Raw genomic sequence first — 20,792 nt, 5'->3', positions numbered from 1 at the left:
CAGCACCGTCCTCCAGCACCACCTCCGGCTCACCCACCGCCACCGCTCCGGCCAGCTCCTCACGACGCCCCCCATCCACCAACACAACCCGCCCCGGAAACTCACGCTGCACCGACCGCACCAACCCCCACACCGCCACACCGGCACCACCACCGCTACTGCCACCATCACCGTCACCACGCCCGGTCACAGCACCCTCAGTCCACACCACCACCGGCAGCTCACCCCCACCCGTAAGCCAGCCACGCAACACCTCAACCGCCTCAACAACCGCACCCCGCACCTCACCCGGAGCCATCCCCCGGGCCACATCCCTCAGATCCAGAACACGCAACTCCTCCCCCGTCCCCCCGGGCAGAACCACCTCACGCCAGCCCACCCGATACAAACCCCCGCCCCCGGCAGCCGCGAGCGCCGCAACAGGCCGAAGCGACAACGACCCAACCGACCACACCACCTCACCCTCGCCCGACACCACCGTCACCGACACCGCGTCCCGCCCCACAGGCGCCAACCGCACCCGCACCACCCCACCACCCGCAGAACCCACCCGCACCCCCGACCACGTGAACGGCACCAGACCACGCCCCTCACCCGCGACCGCCCAGGCATGCAGACACGCATCCGCAAGCGCCGGATGCAACCCGAACCCTCCCCCATCCACCGGCAGCGCCGCCTCCGCGAAGACCTCATCCCCACGCCGCCACACCCGCCCCAACCCCCGAAACACCGGCCCGTACTCAAACCCCGCCCCCGCCAACGCCCCATACACATCCTCGCTGTCCACCAACACCGCGCCCTCCGGAGGCCACACCGCCTCCCCCCACACACCCCAGGCACCCTCAGCCACCACAGACCCCACCGCATGACACACCCACCGCTCCGAACCCTCCACACGCCCATACACCCCCACCGCACGAACCCCGTCCTCCCACTCACCCACACTCACCCGAACCGCCACACCACCACCCTCAGACACCACCAACGGCTCATGAAGCACCAACTCCCGCACCACACCGCAGCCGACCTGCGCACCCGCATGCCCCACCATCTCCAGCAACGCAGTCCCCGCCACCACCACACGCCCACCGACCACATGATCAGCAAGCCACCCCTGCTCCGACACCGACAACCGCCCCGACAACACCACACCACCCGAACCCGGCAACTCCACCACCACCCCCAACAACGGATGGCCGGTGGGCTCCAAACCCACAGCGCTCACGTCACCGACACGCGAGGCGCCTTCGGTCATCCAGTAGCGCTGGTGCTGGAAGGCATACGTCGGCAGATCCAGCCCCGACGGCCCCGAACGACCGAACACTGCCGGCCAGTCAACCTGAGCCCCACGGACATGGACGTGGGCGAGCGCGGTCATCACGGACACACACTCATCGCGGTCACGCCGCACCGACGCGATGAACGCCCCCGACGGCACAACACCCTGCCCCATGGCACTCAGCACACCATCGGGCCCGATTTCGACGAACGTCTCCACGCCATCGGCGTGCAGACACGACACCGCATCATGGAAACGCACCGTCCGGCGCGCATGCTCCACCCAGTACTCCGCCGTGGCGATCTCCTCCGCCACCGGGCCACCGGTCACCGTCGACACAAACCGCAGCCGCTCCGGAGCCCGGAACGACAACCCGGCCACCGCCTCACGGAAGTCGTCCAGCATCGGCTCCATCAAGGGGGAATGGAACGCGTGGCTGACCTTCAGCCGCCGCGAGCGCCGCCCGGGGAGGGTCGCCACGACCTGCTCCACCGCATCCTGCGCGCCGGAGACGACCACGGACGCCGGCCCGTTCACCGCCGCCAGCGACACACCCTCGACACCGTCCAGCAGCGGGGTGACCTCGTCCTCGGACGCCTCCACCGCCACCATGACGCCGCCCGCCGGGAGCTCCTGCATCAGCCGGCCACGCGCCCTCACCAGAGCACACGCGTCCTCCAGCGAGAACACACCCGCCACATGGGCAGCAGCTATCTCCCCGACCGAATGCCCCGCAACAGCGTCGGGCACGACGCCCCAGGACTCCCACAACCGGAACAGCGCCACCTCGAACGCGAACAGCACCGGCTGCGCAACACCCGTCGCCTCCAACACCTCCGCGTCCGCACCGAAGAACTCGTCCCGCACACCGAGACGCTCCAGGACGTCGTCCAGCACTCCCGCGAACACCGGGAACCGCTCATACAACACACGGCCCATACCCACCCGCTGCGCACCCTGCCCCGCGAACAGGAAGCCGATCCGGTCCGCCGTCCCCGCACGCCCGGTCACCACCCCGCCAGCGGGCTCACCCGCCGCCAACGCCACCAGACCCTGCCGCAGTTCAGCCTCATCACCGGCCACCACCACGGCACGGTGCTCCAACACCGCACGCGTCGTCGCCAGCGCATGACCCAGCACCGCCACCGGAACATCCCCCGCCAACGGCACCAACCGGCCCGCCTGAGCCCGCAACGCCACCTCGCTACCAGCAGACACCACCACCGGCACCGGACCCGACAACTCCGCCGCATCCCCCGCCACAACCGCAGCCTCAGGACCCTCCTCCAGGATCACGTGCGCATTGGTCCCACTGATCCCGAACGACGACACACCCGCCCGCCGCGCACGACCCACCTCGGGCCACGCCACCTGCTCCGTCAGCAGACGCACCTCACCCGCAGACCAGTCCACATGCGGCGACGGCTCCTCCACATGAAGCGTCGCGGGCAGCACACCATGCCGCAGCGCCATCACCATCTTGATGACACCCGCCACACCCGCAGCCGCCTGCGTATGCCCCAGATTCGACTTCACCGACCCCAGCCACAGCGGCCGCCCCGCGTCACGGTCCTGGCCGTACGTGGCCAGCAACGCCTGCGCCTCGATCGGATCACCCAACCTCGTGCCGGTGCCATGTGCCTCCACCGCATCCACCTCGGACGGCTCCAGCCGCGCACTCGCCAACGCCTGCCGGATCACCCGCTGCTGCGAAGGACCATTCGGCGCGGTCAGCCCGTTCGACGCACCGTCCTGATTCACCGCCGAACCCCGCACCACCGCCAACACCCGATGCCCCTTCCGCCGGGCATCCGACAGACGCTCCACCAACAGCACACCCACACCCTCGGAGGAGCCGAAGCCGTCCGCCGCGGCCGAGAAGGCCTTGCAGCGGCCGTCCGGCGCCAGGCCCCGCTGGCGGCTGAACTCCACGAACATGTCCGGCGTCGACATCACCACCACGCCGCCGGCGAGAGCGAGCGAGCACTCGCCCTGCCGAAGCGACTGCACCGCCAGGTGCAGGGCCACCAACGACGACGAACACGCCGTGTCCAGCGTCACCGCGGGGCCTTCGAGACCGAACGTGTACGCCACCCGGCCGGACACCACACTCGCGGTGTTGCCCGTGACGATGTAGCCCTCCAGCTCGGCGGGCGGACGGGCGAGGCGCGACGCGTAGTCCTGGTAGGTCGCGCCGAAGAAGACTCCGGTGTCGCTGCCGCGCAGCGAGGTCGGGGGGATCCCGGCCCGCTCGAACACCTCCCAGGTGGTCTCCAGCAGCAGCCGCTGCTGCGGGTCCATCGCCAGCGCCTCGCGCGGGGAAATGTCGAAGAGCGTGGGGTCGAAGTCGGCGGCGTCGTGGAGGAATCCGCCACCCCGGGGATAGAAGGTGCCCGGCTTGGCGGGGTCCGGGTCGTGGCGGCCCGCGATGTCCCAGCCGCGGTCCGTGGGGAAGTCGGAGATCGCGTCGCGCCCCTCTTCGACCAGTCGCCACAGGTCCTCGGGGGATTGGACGCCGCCCGGGTAGCGGCAGCTCATCCCCACGATCGCGATGGGCTCGGCCTCGGGGTTCTCCAGCTCGGTGACGCGGAGGCGCGTCTCCTGCAACTCGCGTGTGACCCGCCGCAGGTAGTCGCGGAGCTGTTCCTCGGTTGCCATGGTCAGGACACCCCCAGGTCGTTGTCGATCAGGTCGAACAGCTCCTCGTCGCTGGAGTCGCCGAGTTCGCTTCGGGCGACGCGGTCGGAGTCCGTCCACTTGTCCAGGAGCAGGCGCAGCCGCTTCCGGACGTGGTCGCGTTCCCCTGCGTCGACCGGCAGCTCCGCCAGCCGTTCGAGGTGCATCACCATGGACCCCGTGGCCGTGGGCCCCGAGGGTGCCGCGACCTCGGCGGTCGGCAGCCGTTCGCCCAGGTGGGCGGCGAGCGCGGCCGGGGTCGGGTGATCGAATACGGCGGTCGCGGGCAGGGTCAGGCCGGTGGCCGAGCCGAGCCGGTTGCGCAGTTCCACAGCGAGCACCGAGTCGAATCCGGCCAGCTGGAACGTCCGGTCGGGTGCGACGGCTCCCGGGTCGTCGTACCCGAGGACCGCTGCGACGTGTGTACGGACCAGGTCGACGAGGAGACGGTCGCGCGGGGCACCGCTCGTCGTGGCGAGCCGGGTGAGCAGCGGGTCCTCCTCCGTGCGGGCGTCGCCGTCGACGGGTGCGAGGAACCGTTGGACGTCGGGGATCTCCCGCAGCAGCGGACTCGGCCTGAGGGCCGTGAACGCCGTGTGGAAACGGTCCCAGTCGATGTCGGCGAGCACGGGTGTCGGCTCCTGGGTGCTCAGGGCCCGGTGCAGTGCGGCGAGGGCGCGGTCCGGGTCCATCTCGGGCAGGCCGTGCCGTCGCAGCACGCTGGAGACGGTGCCCTGCGCCATGCCGCCCCCTGCCCAGGCGCCCCAGGCGACGGAGGTGGCCGGCAGGCCCGCGGCGCGGCGCTCCTGTGCGAGGGCGTCGAGGTAGGCGTTGCCGGGTGCGTAGTTGCTCTGGCCCGGGAGTCCGAGGGTGCCGCCGAGGGAGGAGAACAGCACGAAGGCATCCAGGTCGGGGCCGGTGAGTTCGTGGAGATGGCGGGCGCCGTCGGCCTTGACCCGCAGTACGCGGTCGACCTGGTCGACGGTCAGCGAGTCGAGTGTCGCGTCGTCGAGCAGCGCCGCGGTGTGGAAGACGGCGCGCAGGGGCCGGTCGGCCGGGATCGTGCCGATCAGGTCCGCCAGCGCGTCGCGGTCCGTGATGTCGCACGCGGCCACCGTGACCTCGGCGCCCAGAGCGTGGAGACGGGCTTGCAGGGCGGCGGCTTCGGGTGCCGCCGGGCCGCTGCGGCTGACGAGCAGCAGGTGCTCGGCGCCTTGTCCGGCCAGCCAGGTGGCGAGCTGTGCGCCGAGGGCGCCGGTACCGCCGGTGACGAGCGCGGTGCCGCTGGGCCGCCAGGTGGTGTCGTACCGGGTCGCAGGCGCGGGTTCCGACCTGACCAGTCGGCGGACGTAGAGCCCGGAGCTGCGGACGGCCAGTTGGTCCTCACCCGTTCCACCGGTCCCACCGGTCCTACCGGTTCCACCGGTCCCACCGGTTCCGACGGTTGCGGCGTTGACGCCGGTGAGGGCGGCGACGAGTCGTTCCCGTGCCCGGTCGTCCACGGTCGTGGGCAGGTCGATCAGGCCGCCCCACCGATCGGGCTGCTCGAGTCCGGCGATCCGTCCCAGACCCCACACGAGGGCCTGCGAAGTACTGGTGAGCGGGTCGGACACGCCGGTGCTCACGGCGCCCCGGGTGAGGCACCACAGCGGTACCGCGGTCTCACTCCCGCCGAGGGTCTGGATGAGGGCGATCGTCTGGGCGTACCCGTTGGGTACGGCCGGGTGGCCGGCATGCGGCTGTTCGTCCAGGGGGAGCAGGGACAGCACGCCGGTCGCGTGCTCCGCCCGGGCGGCCAGGGTCTGCCGGTCCAGGTCACCGGGTGGTACGGCCACCGTGTCGACGTGCGCTCCGGCGCGGTTCAGGGCATCGCCGACGCCGGCGACCCACGGGTCCTCGGTCTGCCGGTCGGAGTGGACGACCAGCCAGTCGCCGGTCAGCCTGCCGGGCCGGGCACCGGCGGGCCGCCAGACGATGCGGTACCGCCAGCCGTCGGTCTCCGCCTGGGCCCTGCGCGTGCCGCGCCAGGCGGACAGCAGGGCCATCGCAGCGTCCAGCGTGGTGCGGTCGTAGCGGGTGCCCTCGGTGAGGAGGCCGGCCAGGGCGTCCGGGTCGTTGTCCTCGACGGCCGCCCAGAGCGCCGCGTCTTCGCCGGTGGGCGCCACCGGGTGCGGCGGCGCGTCGAGCCAGTAGCGCTGTCGCTGGAAGGGGTACGTGGGCAGCGGTACGGTGCGGCAGTCCAGCCCGGTGAAGGCAGCTGGCCAGTCGACGGGAACACCGCGGACGTGCACCTCGGCGAGGGACGTGAGGAATCGCTGGAGACCGCCGTCGTCCCGGCGCAGCGATCCGATCGCCACGCCGCGGCCGTCGAGGATGTCCTGCACGGGGACGGTCGTCACGGGGTGCGGACTGATCTCGACGAACGTGGTGGAGCCGGCGGCGGCCAGGTCGGCGACGGTGTCCGCGAACCGGACCGTCTGGCGCAGGTTGCGGACCCAGTAGTCGGCGTCCAGCGTGGCGGTGTCGACCGGGCGCCCGTCGACGGTGGAGTGGAACGGGATCTGCGCCGTCCTGGGGGCGATGGGGCCCAGCGCCTCCAGCAACTCCTCCCTGATCGCGTCCACTTGAGGCGAGTGCGACGCGTAGTCGACGGGGATGCGGCGGGCCCGTACGCCCTCGGCGACACATTGGGCCACGAACGCGTCGAGTTCCGTGGGCGTGCCGGAGATCACCACGGAGGCGGGTCCGTTGACCGCCGCGATGCTGATCTCGCCGCCGAGCTCGGCGGCGCGGGCCCGTACGTCGTCCACGGGCAGCGGAACGGAGGCCATGCCCCCCGAGCCGGACAGCGCGACCAGCGCCCGACTGCGCAGGGCGACCACGCGGGCCGCGTCGTCGAGCGACAGCGCGCCCGCCGCGTAGGCGGCGGCTATCTCGCCCTGCGAGTGGCCCACCACCGCCGCGGGCCGGACTCCATGCGCACGCCACAGGCGTACCAGGCCGGCCATCATGGCGAAGAGCGCCGGCTGTACGACGTCGACCCGGTCCAGGGACGGCGCCGAGGGGAGGCCCCGCAGGACGTCGGTCAGCGACCAGTCGACGTACGGGGCCAGGGCGTCCGCGCACGCCTCGATCTCGGCCCGGAACACGTCGGAGGTGTCGAGCAGCGCCGCGCCCATGCCGGTCCACTGGGCGCCCTGGCCGGGGAAGACGAACACGGTTCTGCCGTCGGTGCCGGCGACGCCCCGGACCAGTCCGGGTGCGGTGTCGCCGTGCGCGAGCGCGGTCAGGGCACGGTCACGGGCGTCGCCGGTGGACGCCACGACGACGGCTCGGTGCTCGAACAGGGACCGGGTGGTGGCGAGCGAGTAGCCGGTGTCGGCGGGGCGCGCGCCGTGTGTTCCGCTCAACGCGGCCGCCTGTTCGCGCAGGGCACGGTCGGTGCGGGCGGACAGGGTCCAGGGCAGCGGGGGGTGAACGGCCGGTTCCTGGCCGGGCTGGTGGTCCGGTCCCTGGCCGTGCTGGTGGTCCGGTCCCTGGCCGGGCTCGTCGTCGGATGCGCGGCCCGGCTCGTGGGCGGGTTCGTGGGCGACCGTGGTGGCGTCCGGGTCTGCCGGGGCCTGTTCGATCACGACGTGCGCGTTCGTGCCGCTGATGCCGAAGGAGGAGATACCGGCCCGCCGGGGACCGTCGTCCGGCTGCCACGGGGTCGTCTCGGTCAGCAGCCGCACCGTCCCGGCCGACCAGTCCACGTGCGGGGTCGGCTCCTCCGCGTGCAGGGTCTTCGGGAGCGTTCCTGCGCGCAGGGCGAGCACCATCTTGATGACGCCGGCGACGCCCGCTGCGGCCTGGGTGTGGCCGATGTTGGATTTGACCGAGCCCAGCCACAGCGGCCGTTCACGCTCCCGGCCGTAGGTGGCGAGCAACGCCTCCGCCTCGATCGGGTCGCCCAGGGCCGTGCCCGTGCCGTGTGCCTCGATCGCGTCGACGTCGACCGGGTTGAGCCCGGCGGCGGTCAGTGCGGCGCGGATCACCCGTTGTTGCGCCGGGCCGTTGGGCGCGGTGAGTCCGTTGGAGGCGCCGTCCTGGTTGGTGGCGGAACCCCGTACCACGGCGAGCACCGGGTGACCGTTGCGCCGTGCGTCGGACAGCCGCTCGACCAGGAGCACTCCGGCGCCCTCGGCGGCACCCATCCCGTCCGCCGTGGCGGCGAACGCCTTGCTGCGGCCGTCGGGAGCCAGGCCGCGCTGGCGGCTGAACTCGATGAAGAGCTTCGGGGTCGACATGACGGTCACGCCGCCCGCCAGCGCCAGCGAGCACTCGCCCTGCCGCAGCGCCTGGCAGGCCAGGTGCAGCGCCACCAGCGACGACGAACACGCCGTGTCGACGCTGACCGCGGGGCCTTCCAGACCGAGGGTGTAGGAGATCCGGCCGGAGGCGACACTCGCCGCGCTGCCGTTGCCGAGGTGTGCCTCGAACTCCTCCGGTGACTGCTGGAAGCGGGACGCGTAGTCGTTGTACATCAGGCCGGTGAAGACGCCCGTGCGGCTGTGTCGCAGCGCCAGCGGGTCGATTCCGGCCCGTTCGACCGCCTCCCAGGCGGTCTCCAGAAGCAGCCGTTGCTGCGGATCGATGGAGAGCGCCTCGCGGGGACTGATGCCGAAGAACTCCGCATCGAAGTCGGCGGCGTCGTAGAGGAATCCGCCCGCTCTGGTGTAGCTGTGACCGGCGCGGTCCGGGTCGGGGTCGTACAGCGCGTCGAGGTTCCAGCCGCGGTCGGCGGGGAGTTCGGAGATCGCGTCGCCGCCGTGGAGCAGCAGTTGCCAGAGGTCTTCGGGGGACCGTACTCCGCCCGGGAACCGGCAGGCCATGCCGATGATGGCGATGGGTTCGTCTGCCGGTGCGGTGGCGGTCGGTGGTTGGTCGGTGGCGTGCGTCGTGCCGTACAGCGCGGTGTGCAGGTGGGTGACGAGGGCCGCCGGGGTGGGGTGGTCGAAGAGCAGCGCGGCGGGCAGGCGCAGTCCGGTCGCCCGGGCGAGACGGTTGCGCAGGCCCAGTGAGGTGAGCGAGTCGAAACCGATCTCGGCGAACGTCCGGTCGAGGTCGATCGCGTCGGGCGAGTCGTGCCCGACCACGGCCGCGGCGTGGCGCCGTACGAGTGTCGTCAGCGCGTCGGTCCGTTCCGCCTCGGACAGCGCGGCGAGGCGATCGGCGGTCGGCTCGGCAGCGCGGGCCGGGTCGTGCCGGCGCGGCGCGCGGACGAGGTTGCGCAGCATCGCGGGTACGGCTCCGGGATCGGCTTCCGGGGCGGCGGACGTCCGCCAGGCGGAGGTGTCGAGCCGGGCGGGTACCAGCGTCGGCTCGTGGGCCCGCCAGGCCACGTCGAACAGCGCCAGCGCCTCGTCGGTGTCCAGCGCGACGACGCCCGGCGCGGTCCGCCGGAGGTCGTCGAGGTGGCCGGTCAGTCCGCTGGGCGCGGCCCACAGCCCCCAGGCGAGCGACACGGCGGGCAGGCCCCGGTGGGTGCGGTGCGCGGCGAGCGCGTCGAGGAACGTGTTGGCGCCCGCGTAGTTGCCCTGGCCCCCGTTGCCGAGCACGCCCATCACCGACGAGAACAGAACGAACGCGTCGAGGTCTTCGGTGAGTTCGTGCAGGTGCCAGGCGGCGTCGACCTTCGGCCGGAGGACGGTGTCGAGCCGGTCAGTGGTCAGGGAGGGGATGGTCCCGTCGTCGAGCACACCCGCCGCGTGCACGACGGCGGTGAGCGGGCGGTCCTCCGGGACGGTGGCCAGCAGGGCCGCCAGCGCGTCACGGTCGGCGACGTCGCACGCGGCGATGGTCACGTCGGCGCCCAGACCGGTCAGTTCGGCGGCGAGGGCGGCGGCTCCTTCGGCGCGTTCGCCGCTGCGGCAGGCCAGGAGCAGACGGCGTACGCCGTGCCGGGCGACGAGATGCCGCGCGATCGTGCTGCCGAGCGCTCCGGGCGCGCCCGTGACCAGGACGGTGCCCCGGGTCCTGAGGGCCGGGGTCCGGGTGGCGGCGTCGGCCGCATCGGCCTGGGCGGCCGGGTCGGCGTGGCTGCGGACCCGGGCGAGCCGCGGTACGAGCACGGTGTCCGCGCGGATCGCGAGCTGCGGCTCGCCGGAGGCGACCGCGGCCGCGACGGCGGAGGTGCCCAGCGCGGACGAGGCGGGGGCGTCGGTGTCCAGGAGGACGACCCGGTCGGGGTTCTCGGTCTGTGCCGCTCGTACGAGTCCCCAGACGGGGGCCGCCGCGACATGGGAGACGGCGTCGCCCGGGCCGGTGGAGACGGCGTCGTGGGTCAGCACGACCAGCCGCACCGCGGCCAGGCGGTCGTCGGCCAGCCAGTCACGGAGCAGGGTGAGCACCCGGCCGGTGACGGCATGGGCCTGGTCCGCGATGTCGGCGGTGCCCGCCCCGGCGGCGTCCGTCGCCGCGGCGAGGCACGGTGCGAACACCACGTCGGGCAGTACGGGCTCCGCGGTCAGGGCGGCCAGGTCGGGGTAGGCCGGGAGGTCAGCGTGCTCGGCGCCCAGGACTGCCCACCGGCCGCGCGGGGCGCCCGCCCCGGCCAGCGGCGCCCACTCCACCCGGAGCAGGGCATCCCCCCGCGCCGCGGTGGCGGGCCGCATCACCAGCGAGTCAACGGTCAGCACCAGGGCGCCGGTGTCGTCGTAGGCGGTCAGTGCCGTCGTGGACGGTCCCGCCGGGGACAGCCGCACGTGCAGGGAGGTGGCACCGGTACGGTGCAACCGCACGCCGCTCCACGAGAACGGCAGCAGGCCGGGCCCGCCGTCGGCGAGGGCGCGCAGTTCGAGGGCGTGCAGCGCGGCGTCCAGCAGCGCCGGGTGCAGGTCGAACCCCGCCGTGTCGCTCACGCTCACCTCGGCGAACAGCTCCTCGCCGCGCCTGCGCAGCCGGCGCAGCCCCTGGAAGGCGGGACCGTACGCGAACCCGCCGTCGGCCAGTCGCTCGTAGGCCCCGGTCAGGTCGATGTCCTCGAGGCCGGCGAGGACCTGCGGGTCCGCGGGACCCGGGAGTTCGGCCCCGGTCTCCTCGGCGGGCGTCAGGGTCGCGGAGGCATGGCGGGTCCAGGACCGTTCGCCGTCCTGCCGCGCCGACATGAGGAAGGAGCTGCCGGTGGCGTCCTCCGACGGGCGTACGACGATCCGCACGGTCACCCCGCCGTCGGTGGGCAGCGGCAGCGGCGCCTCGATGGCGAGGTCGGCGACCTGGCCGTTGCCGGTGCGGGCCGCGGCCCACAGGGCGAGGCCGAGGTAAGCGGTGCCCGCGAGCAGCGGCCCGCCTCCCACCTCGTGGTCGGCCAGCCAGGGCTGGGAGTGCAGGGACAGCCGCCCGGTGAACACCGCAGCGTCGTCGTCCGCCAGGTCCACGGCGGCGTCCAGCAGCGGGTGGTCCACGGTGTCGAGGCCGAAGCGGGCCGCGTCCTCGGCACCACCGGTCGACGCCACCCAGTAACGGTCACGCTCGAACGGATAGGTCGGCAGGTCGACCCGGCGCGCGCCGGATGCGGCGAACACGGCGTCCCAGCGCACGGGCAGGCCGTGGACGAACGCCTCGGCCATCGAGGTCAGCAGCTGGTGGGGGCCGGAGAGGTCGCGGCGCAGTGTGCCGACCGCGACCGCCTCGGCCTCCGCCGTGTCGACGGTCTCCTGGATGGCCGGTGAGAGCACCGGATGCGGGCTGACCTCGACGAAGCAGCTCGTCCCGGCGTCGAGCAGCCCGCGCACCACCGGTTCGAAGAGCACCTGATCCCGCAGGTTGCGGTACCAGTAGTCGGCGTCGAGCAGTGTGGTGTCCAGGGGGCCGCCGGTGGTGGTGGAGTGGAACGGCACCTGGGCGGCCCTCGGGGCGACCGGCGCGAGGTCGGCCAGCAGCCGGTCGCGGATCTCCTCGACCTGCGGCGAGTGCGAGGCGTAGTCCACCGGGATACGGCGGGCTCGCTCGTCGCGTTCCAGCAGGGCGTCGAGTGCCTCGGGGGTGCCCGAGACGACCGTCGAGCGCGGGCCGTTGAGCGCCGCCACCGACAGCCCGTCGAGGTCGATCTCGTGCACGGGCCGCGGCACGGCCACCATGCCGCCTAGTCCCGACAGCGCCAGCAGCGCCCGGCTTCGCAGGGCGACGACGCGGGCGCCGTCGTCGAGGGACAACGCCCCCGCGACACAGGCGGCGGCGATCTCGCCCTGGCTGTGTCCCGCGACGGCAGCGGGCTCGACACCGTACGAACGCCAGACCTCGGCCAGCGACACCATGACGGCCCACAGCACCGGTTGGACGACGTCGACCCGCTTCAGCAGGGCGGCGTCCGACAGTGCCTCCGGCAGCGACCAGTCCACGTAGGGCCGCAGCGCCTCGGCGCACTCGGCCATCCGGGCGGCGAACACCGGGGAGGTCGCGAGCAGGTCGGTCGCCATGCCCACCCATTGCGCGCCCTGGCCGGGGAAGACGAAGGCAGCCGCCGCGTCGGGCACGGCACGGCTCACGACGACGCCGTCGGAGAGTCCCGCGAGCAGTTCTGCGCGGTCGGCGCCGATCACCACCGCGCGGTGTTCGAGCGCTTGGCGTCCGGTGGCAAGGGAGTAGCCGACGTCGGCGGGGTCGGCGTCTGCGGCGGTCACGGCCGAGGCCAGCCGTTCGGCCTGCGCGCGCACGGCGGTGGCCGTCCTGGCCGACAGCACCCACGGCACCACGGGGAGGGGGGCCGCCGGCTCGGCAACCGGTTCCGGTGCGGCGGTGGCGTCCTCCAGGATCACGTGGGCGTTCGTTCCGCTGATCCCGAACGAGGACACCGCGGCCCGCCGCGGACGGTCGTGTCCCGGCCAGACCAGCGGCTCGGTGAGCAGCCGTACCGCACCGGCGGACCAGTCCACGTGCGGCGACGGCTCGTCCACGTGCAGCGTGCGGGGCAGGGCGCCGTGCCGCATCGCCAGCACCATCTTGATGACGCCCGCCACACCGGCGGCCGCCTGGGTGTGTCCGATGTTGGACTTCAACGATCCGAGCCAGAGCGGGCGGTCCTCGTCCCGGCCTCGGCCGTACGTGGCAAGGAGGGCCTCGGCCTCGATCGGATCGCCCAGCCGGGTGCCGGTCCCGTGGGCCTCCACCACGTCCACCTCGGACGGCTCCAGCCTCGCGCTCGCCAGCGCCTGCTCGATCACCCGGCGCTGCGACGCGCCGTTCGGCGCGGTGAGGCCGTTGGAGGCGCCGTCGGAGTTGACGCCGGAACCGCGCACCACGGCCAGCACCGGGTGTCCGTGCCGCCGGGCGTCGGACAGCCGCTCCAGAAGGAGCACCCCGGCACCCTCGGCCCAGGCCGTGCCGTCCGCAGCCGCCGCGAACGGCTTGCAGCGTCCGTCGGGCGCGAGTCCGCGCTGTCGGCTGAACTCGACGAACATGCCGGGTCCGGCCATGACACTGACCCCGCCGGCCAGCGCGGCCGTACACTCGCCCTGCCGCAGCGCCTGGCAGGCCAGGTGCAGCGCGACCAGGGACGACGAGCACGCGGTGTCGACCGTGATCGCCGGGCCCTCGAAACCGAAGGTGTAGGCGATCCGGCCGGACGCGACGCTGCCCGTGGTACCGGTCAGGACGTGACCTTCGAGCCCGTTCCGCGCCTGGTGCAGCCGCGGGCCGTACTCCTGCGGCGTCGCCCCGACGAAGACGCCGACCGGCTTGCCGCGCAGCGTGGACGCGTCGATCCCCGCGCGTTCGAAGACCTCCCAGGACGTCTCCAACAGCAGCCGCTGCTGCGGGTCCATCGCCAGCGCCTCACGCGGGGTGATCCCGAAGGCCGCGGGGTCGAACGCCCCCGCGTCGTACAGAAATCCGCCCGAGCGCACATAGGTCGTGCCCTCGTGGTCGGGGTCAGGGTGATACAGCTCGTCGAGGTTCCAGCCACGGTCGGCGGGGAACGGCCCTGCGGCATCGGTGCCGGCGGCGACCAGGTTCCACAGCTCCTCGGGGGAGGCCACACCGCCGGGCAGTCTGCAGCTCATGGCCACGATGGCGATCGGATCGTCGGCCGGGCCTGCCGGAACCGCCGAAGCGACGGCGCCTGACGCGGTGTTCGCGTCAGCGTCCTGGTCCGCGTCCATCCGACCGAGCACGTGCGCGGCCAGGCGCGCCGGGGTCGGGTGCTCGAAGAGGATGCCCGGGGACAGGGTGAGACCGGTGAGGGAGTTGACTCGATCGAGCAGCTCGACGCCGGCCAGGGAGTTGAGCCCGAGAGCGTGGAAGGTGAGCTCCGGGTCGACGGCCTGGGCGCCCCGGGCGCCCATGACGTGAGCGGCCTGGGCACGTACGAGATCGAGCACCTGGCGCCCGCGCGCCGGCCCGGCCGTACCGGCCGGCCGCCGCAGCAGCTGCACGCGCTCGTCGGCAGGCTCGGTCTTCTCCGAGGCGATGGTCCCCTTGACGCTCGTGATCCAGTACCGGTCCCGCTGAAAGGCGTAGGTCGGCAGCCTCAGTCGACGCGGCTCCCAGGGTTCGTACAGCGCCGCCCAGTCGACCGGCACACCACGCACGTGCAACTCGCCGAGCGTGCTGAGGAGCGACTCCGTTTCGTCCCAGCCTCGACGCAGCGACGGGAACGCCCGCGAGGGAATCCCCTCGCGGCTCAGACCGGCGAGCGTCCCGTCCGGTCCGATTTCGACGAACGTCTCCACACCATCGGCATGCAGACACGACACCGCATCATGGAAACGCACCGTCCGGCGCGCATGCTCCACCCAGTACTCCGCCGTGGCGATCTCCTCCACCACCGGGCCACCGGTCACCGTCGACACAAACCGCAGCCGCTCCGGAGCCCGGAACGACAACCCGGCCACCGCCTCACGGAAGTCGTCCAGCATCGGCTCCATCAAGGGGGAATGGAACGCATGGCTGACCTTCAGCCGCCGCGAGCGCCGCCCCGACAAAGCAGCAACCACCCGCTCCACCGCGTCCGCCGCACCCGAGACCACAACAGACGTCGGCCCGTTCACCGCCGCCAACGACACACCCTCGACGCCGTCCAGCAGCGGGGTGACCTCGTCCTCGGACGCCTCCACCGCCACCATCACCCCACCGGCCGGCAGCTCCTGCATCAGCCGGCCACGAGCCCTCACGAGGGCACACGCGTCCTCCAGCGAGAAGACACCCGCCACATGAGCGGCAGCTATCTCCCCGACCGAATGCCCCGCAACAGCGTCGGGCACGACGCCCCACGACTCCCACAACCGGAACAGCGCCACCTCGAACGCGAACAGCACCGGCTGCGCGACACCCGTCGCCTCCAACACCGCCGCGTCCGCACCGAAGAACTCGTCCCGCACACCGAGACGCTCCAGCACCTCGTCCAACACTCCCGCAAACACCGGGAACCGCTCATACAACGCACGCCCCATACCCACCCGCTGCGCACCCTGCCCCGCGAACAGGAAGGCGAGCGGTCGGCGTTCTCCCGCCGTGCCTGCGATCAGTGCAGGATCGATGCGGTCGTGCGCGACGCCTTCGAGCCTGTCGAGGAGTTCGTCCCGGCCGGCGGCGAGCAGGAAGCAGCGGTGCTCGTGCGAGGTGCGGGTGGTGGCGAGGGAGAAGCCGACGTCGAGGGGACGGAGGTCGGGTCGGTCGGACAGGTACGACAGCAGTCGTTCGGCCTGGGCCCTTCGCGCCGTCGCCGTCCGCCCTGATATCAGGATCGGTACGGCGGTGTGGTCGGCCGACTCCCTCGGAGGCGACATGGGCCGGGCGGGCGGCTCTGACACCACCACATGGCAGTTGGTCCCGCCCATGCCGAAGGAGTTCACTCCCGCGCACAGGGGACGCGTGGGATCCGGCCAAGGGCCGAGGTCCCGCCGTACGTCGAGGCGGAGATCGTCGAACGGGATGGCGGGGTTGGGCGTGTGGAAGTTGAGGCTCGCCGGGATCTCCCGGTGGCGTAACGCCAGGGCCGTCTTCACCAGCCCGGCGATGCCGGCAGCGCCCTCCAGGTGGCCTATGTTCGTCTTCACGGAGCCGACGGCCAGCGGTCGTGCGGAGTCGCGTGCGGAGCCGATCGCCGCACCGAGACCGGACGCCTCGATCGGGTCGCCGACGGCGGTGCCGGTGCCGTGCAGTTCGACGTACTGGACCTCCGCGGCGGTCACCCCGGCCCGGCGATGGGCGGCCCGCACGACGTCGGCCTGGGCCGACGCGCTCGGTACGGTGAGACCGTCGGTGGCTCCGTCGTTGTTCACGGCACTGCCACGAATCACGCAGTAGACCGGGTCGTCGTCGGCGATCGCCGCGGCCAGCGGCTTGAGCAGCACGACGCAGCCGCCCTCGCCACGGACGAACCCGTTGGCGCGCGCGTCGAAGACGTAGCACTCCCCGTCCGGTGACAGCCCGCCGAAGGCGGCCGCCGTGCGGGTGCTGTCCGGCACGAGCATCAGGTTGACGCCGGCCGCCAGTGCGACGGTCGACTCGCCCTTGCGCAGGCTCTCGCAGGCAAGGTGCACCGCCACCAGGGACGAGGACTGCCCGGTGTCGACGGTGAGACTGGGGCCGTGCAGGCCCAGGGCGTAGGAGACGCGGTTGGCGATGATGCCGCGGTGCAGCCCGGCCATGGTGTGCTGGGTGATCGCGTCGTCGCCGGACGTGTGGGTGAGGGTCGTGTAGTCGTCCCAGATCGCGCCCACGAAGACGCCGGTGTCGGTGCCCCGCAGCCGTGCGGGCAGGATGTTCGCGTCCTCCACCGCCTCGACGCTCAGTTCCAGAATCAGCCGCTGTCGGGGGTCCATCGCGGCAGCCTCGCGGGGCGAGATGCCGAAGTACGACGCGTCGAACTCGTCGACGGCGTCGAGGAAACCGCCCCGCCGGGGCGTGCCCCAGCGGTCCGACGAACCGATGCCGCTGCGTCCCTCCCGCAGCAGCGTCCAGAGGGCCTCGGGGTCCCGTGCTCCTGGCAGCCTGCAGGAGATACCGATGACGGCGACGGCATCCTGTGCGGGGTCGTGGCTCGGCATGGTCGGGTGTGTCCCCCCTGTCCTCTGCGTCCTCTGCGTACGCGTCCTCGGCGTCCTCGGCGTCCTCATCGTGTGCCGCTCGCGGATTCCCGCACTGCGGTGGAGACGCGCTGGTCGGGGTCGGCCAGCAGGACTTCCAGCGCGGTGACCAGGCGGCGCAGCAGACGTTCGATCGTGGGCCGGTCGAACAGCGACCGCCGGAACAGCGCATGGGCCGTCACGTCGTCGCCGTCCTCCATGAGCGTCACTTCCAGGTCCATCCGCACCGACACCCGCCCGTGGTCGAAGCTCTCCAGTCGGGTACCGGCCAGCGACGGCGGGCCGTGCGGGGTGTTGACCAGTTGGAACATGACCTGGACCAGGCCGTGCGGGTCGTCGCCGAAGCGCTCGGCGAGCAGGTGGAAGGGCATGTCCTGCCGGGCGAACGCGCCGGTCGCCGTCTCCCGTGTCCGTGCCAGCACCTCGCGGAACGTGGGGTCTCCGGATACGTCGGTGCGCAGGACGAGCATGTTCGCGAAGCCGCCGATCAGGTGCTCCAGTTCGGCACGGGTCCGGCCGGCGACCGGGGAGCCCACCGCGACATCGTGCCGGCCCGTCTCGTCGGCCAGGACGACGGTGAAGGCGGCGAGCAGGGTGATGAACAGCGTGGCGTCGGCCTCGGCGCCCCGTTCCCGGGCCGCGCGGACCAGGTCCGGCCCGAGATCCAGGCTCACCGAGCCGCCGTCGGGGTCGGGGACATCGGTGCGGGGCCGGTCGGTGGGCAGGGCGAGAGGCGTCGGGCAGCCCTCCAGTCGCCGGCTCCAGTAGTCCCACTGGTCGCGCAGGGCCTCCCCGGTCAACCATGTGCGCTGCCATACGGCGAAGTCGGCATACTGCACCGGCAGTTCGGGCAGCTGCGGTTGGCCGCTGCCAGTGACCTCGGCCGCGTAGACGCTGGAGACCTCGTGCCAGAGGGCGTCCTGCGACCAGGCGTCGGTGGCCATGTGGTGCGTGGTCACGGCGATGACATGGTCGAGCGGGTCGAGGCGCAGGACCCTGACGCGCAGAACGGGGCCGTTGACCAGGTCGATGGGCCGGCGCGCCTCGTCGGCGACGAGCTCTCGCGCCGCCGCTTCCCGTTCGGCGGGCGTCGCGCCGGGCACGGGCTCCGCGGTGAGCACCACCGGCTCCGCGGGCCGGACGTGCTGGGCCGGTTCGGCGCCGTCCGGGGAGACCGTGGTCCGCAGTGTTTCGTGCCTGCTGATCAGCGAGGAGACCGACCTGCTCAGGGCGTCGAGGTCGAGCGGTCCGCGGGCCCGCATGACGAACGGCACGTTCCACAGGTGGCTGTCGGGGTGGGCGCGCGCGAGTGCCAGGTACCCCTCCTGTGCGAAGGACAACGGGGGGTCGACGTCCCGCTGGGCGGGCACGAGCGGGGGCCGGGCCGTGGCGGCCTTGTCGCCGGTCGTGTGCAGTACGGCCGCCAGGCTCCGCGGGGTGCGCAGCCGGAACAGGTCCACGAGCGGTACGGGGACGCCGGTCGCGGCTTCGATACGGGCGGCCACCTGGGTGGCGAGCAGGGAGTGCCCGCCGAGTGCGAAGAAGTCGTCGTCGACGCCGATCCGCTCCACGCCGAAGACCTCGGCGAAGGCGTCGCACACGGCCTGCTGCGCGGGCGTTTCCGGGGCGGCGTGGTCCGCGTCGGTGGTGGTCTCGCTTTCGGGCGCCGGGAGTGCGCGGCGGTCGATCTTGCCGGTGGAGGTCAGCGGAAACGCGGCCAGGGTGACGAACGCGGACGGCACGAGGTAGTCGGGCAGGGCGTTCGCCAGGTGGGCGCGCAGGGCGCCGGTGTCGGGTCGTGTGTCGTCGTGGGGGATGACGTAGGCGACGAGTCGCCGGTGGCCCGGCCGGTCCTCCCTGGCCACGACGGCCGCCTGGGCGACGGACGGGTGCTGTCGGAGTACGGTCTCGACCTCGCCCGGCTCGACGCGGAAGCCCCGGATCTTCACCTGGTCGTCGACACGGCCCAGGTACTCCAGGTTCCCGTCCGGCATCCAGCGCCCCACGTCGCCGGTGCGGTACATACGCGAGCCCGGCTCACCGAACGGATCGGCGACGAAACGATCCGCCGTCAGCCCCGGCCGTCCCACATACCCACGCGCCAGGCCGGGGCCTGCGACGCAGATCTCGCCGGCGACGCCGACCGGGACCAGGCGGCGCTGCTGGTCCATCACATAGATGCGGTGGTTCCAGGTGGCCGTGCCCACAGGGGCCTTGCGGGGCCAGACGGTGACGTCCTCCGGCAGGGTGTAGGCGGTGACGACCTGCACTTCGGTGGACCCGTAGTGATTGTGCATCCGCAGGTCCGGACAGCGCTCGAACAGCGCGCGCAGATCCGCGTCGAGGGCGAGGGGCTCTCCGGCCTGGCTGATGTGGCGCAGGGCGCTGAGGTCGGCACCCTGCTGCCGGGCATGGGCGCACATCGCCCGGACCATCACATTGGGCACGAACACCTGGTTGATCGCCTTGTGCGCGAGCCAGCGGACGAACTCCGCCGGGTCGCGGCGGGTGTCCGCTCGCGGTACGACCAGCGTCTCCCCGTAGAGCAGGGCGGAGAGCACCTCCTGCACGGAGACGTCGAAGGTGAGCTCGGTGAACTGGGCTGTGCGGGTGCCCGGGCCGCCGGGGACGGCCACCTTCTGCCAGGCGAGCATGTTGACGACGCAGCGGCCGGACATGGCGATGCCCTTCGGCTCACCGGTCGAACCGGAGGTATAGACCACGTAGGCGAGGTGGTCGGGAGTGACGCCGGTGTCCGGTGTGGTGGTGGGCAGCGCGGACAGGACCTCCGCCGAGTCGGGCAGGAGCACGGTGCCGACCGTGTGCGGGAACAGGTGGCGGGCGGACCGGTCCGTCACGGCCGTCGCCATCCGGGCGTTGTCGACCATGCGGCGGATGCGGTCGGCCGGGTGGTCCGGGTTGACGGGTACGTACGCCGCACCTGCCTGGAGGATGCCGACCAGACCGACGAACATGTCGATGCCGCGTCGCAGGCACAGGCCGACCATGCTGTCCGGCCCGACCCCGAGGGACCGCAGGTGGTGGGCCAACTGGTTCGCCCTGCCGATGAGTTCGGCGTAGGTGATGGTCTCGCCCTCGTACTCGACGGCGACGAGGTCCGGTGTCCGGGCCGCCTGCTCGGTCAGCAGCCGCGGCAGCGGACGGACGTCGACGGGGACCTCGCCGGCGTCCCGTGCGGCGCGCAGGAGTTCGCTCTCGTCGTCGTCGAGGAGGGACACGTGGGAGATGGGCCGGTCGGGGTCTGCCAGCAGCTGGCGCAAGGCGGTGTCGAGGTGGCGGACGAACCGCTCGATGGTGCTCTGGTCGAACAGCGCACGGCTGTAGACGACCGGGCCGGCGACGCTGCCGTCCTCGTTCTCGACGAGGTGGACTTCGAGGTCGACGCGTGTGGTGACGTCGGCCCCCTCGAACAGCTCCACCTGGGCGTCCGGCCACGGCACGCGTTCGAACGGCGTGTTGACGATCTGGAACATGACCTGGACGAGGGGGTGGCGTGAGAGGTCGCGTTCGGGCTGGAGCCGCTCGACCAGGTACTCGAAGGGCAGATCCTGATGCGCGTACGCCCCCAACGCGGTCTCCCGCACCCGCCCCACCAACTCACGGAACGACGGATCCCCCGACACATCCGTCCGCAACACCAACGTATTCACAAAGAACCCAACCAAACCCTCCAACTCACGACGCGGCCGATTCGCCACCGGCGAACCCACCACCACATCCTCAACCCCGCAATACCTCCCCAACACCACCTT

General features: G+C 72.4%; 1 protein-coding gene and 2 pseudogenes. All 3 read right to left on the bottom strand.

Annotation, left to right across the window (positions count from 1 at the left end; translation table 11 throughout):
* Positions 1-370: 370 nt before the first annotated feature.
* Positions 371-14,013 (bottom strand): annotated as a pseudogene (locus tag ACIGO6_RS31175) (beta-ketoacyl synthase N-terminal-like domain-containing protein); the annotation flags it as partial.
* Between the two features lie 147 nt (positions 14,014-14,160).
* Positions 14,161-16,980 (bottom strand): annotated as a pseudogene (locus ACIGO6_RS31170) (type I polyketide synthase); the annotation flags it as partial.
* Positions 16,981-17,045: 65 nt separating this feature from the next.
* A complete protein-coding gene (locus ACIGO6_RS31165) occupies positions 17,046-20,786 on the bottom strand; it encodes an amino acid adenylation domain-containing protein (protein ID WP_399882398.1) in 3,741 nt (1,246 codons plus the stop codon).
* Positions 20,787-20,792: the final 6 nt, after the last annotated feature.

Source organism: Streptomyces sp. NPDC053750, from assembly GCF_044544295.1.
Lineage (GTDB): Bacteria > Actinomycetota > Actinomycetes > Streptomycetales > Streptomycetaceae > Streptomyces.
This window is presented reverse-complemented; position numbering and strand designations above follow the sequence as displayed.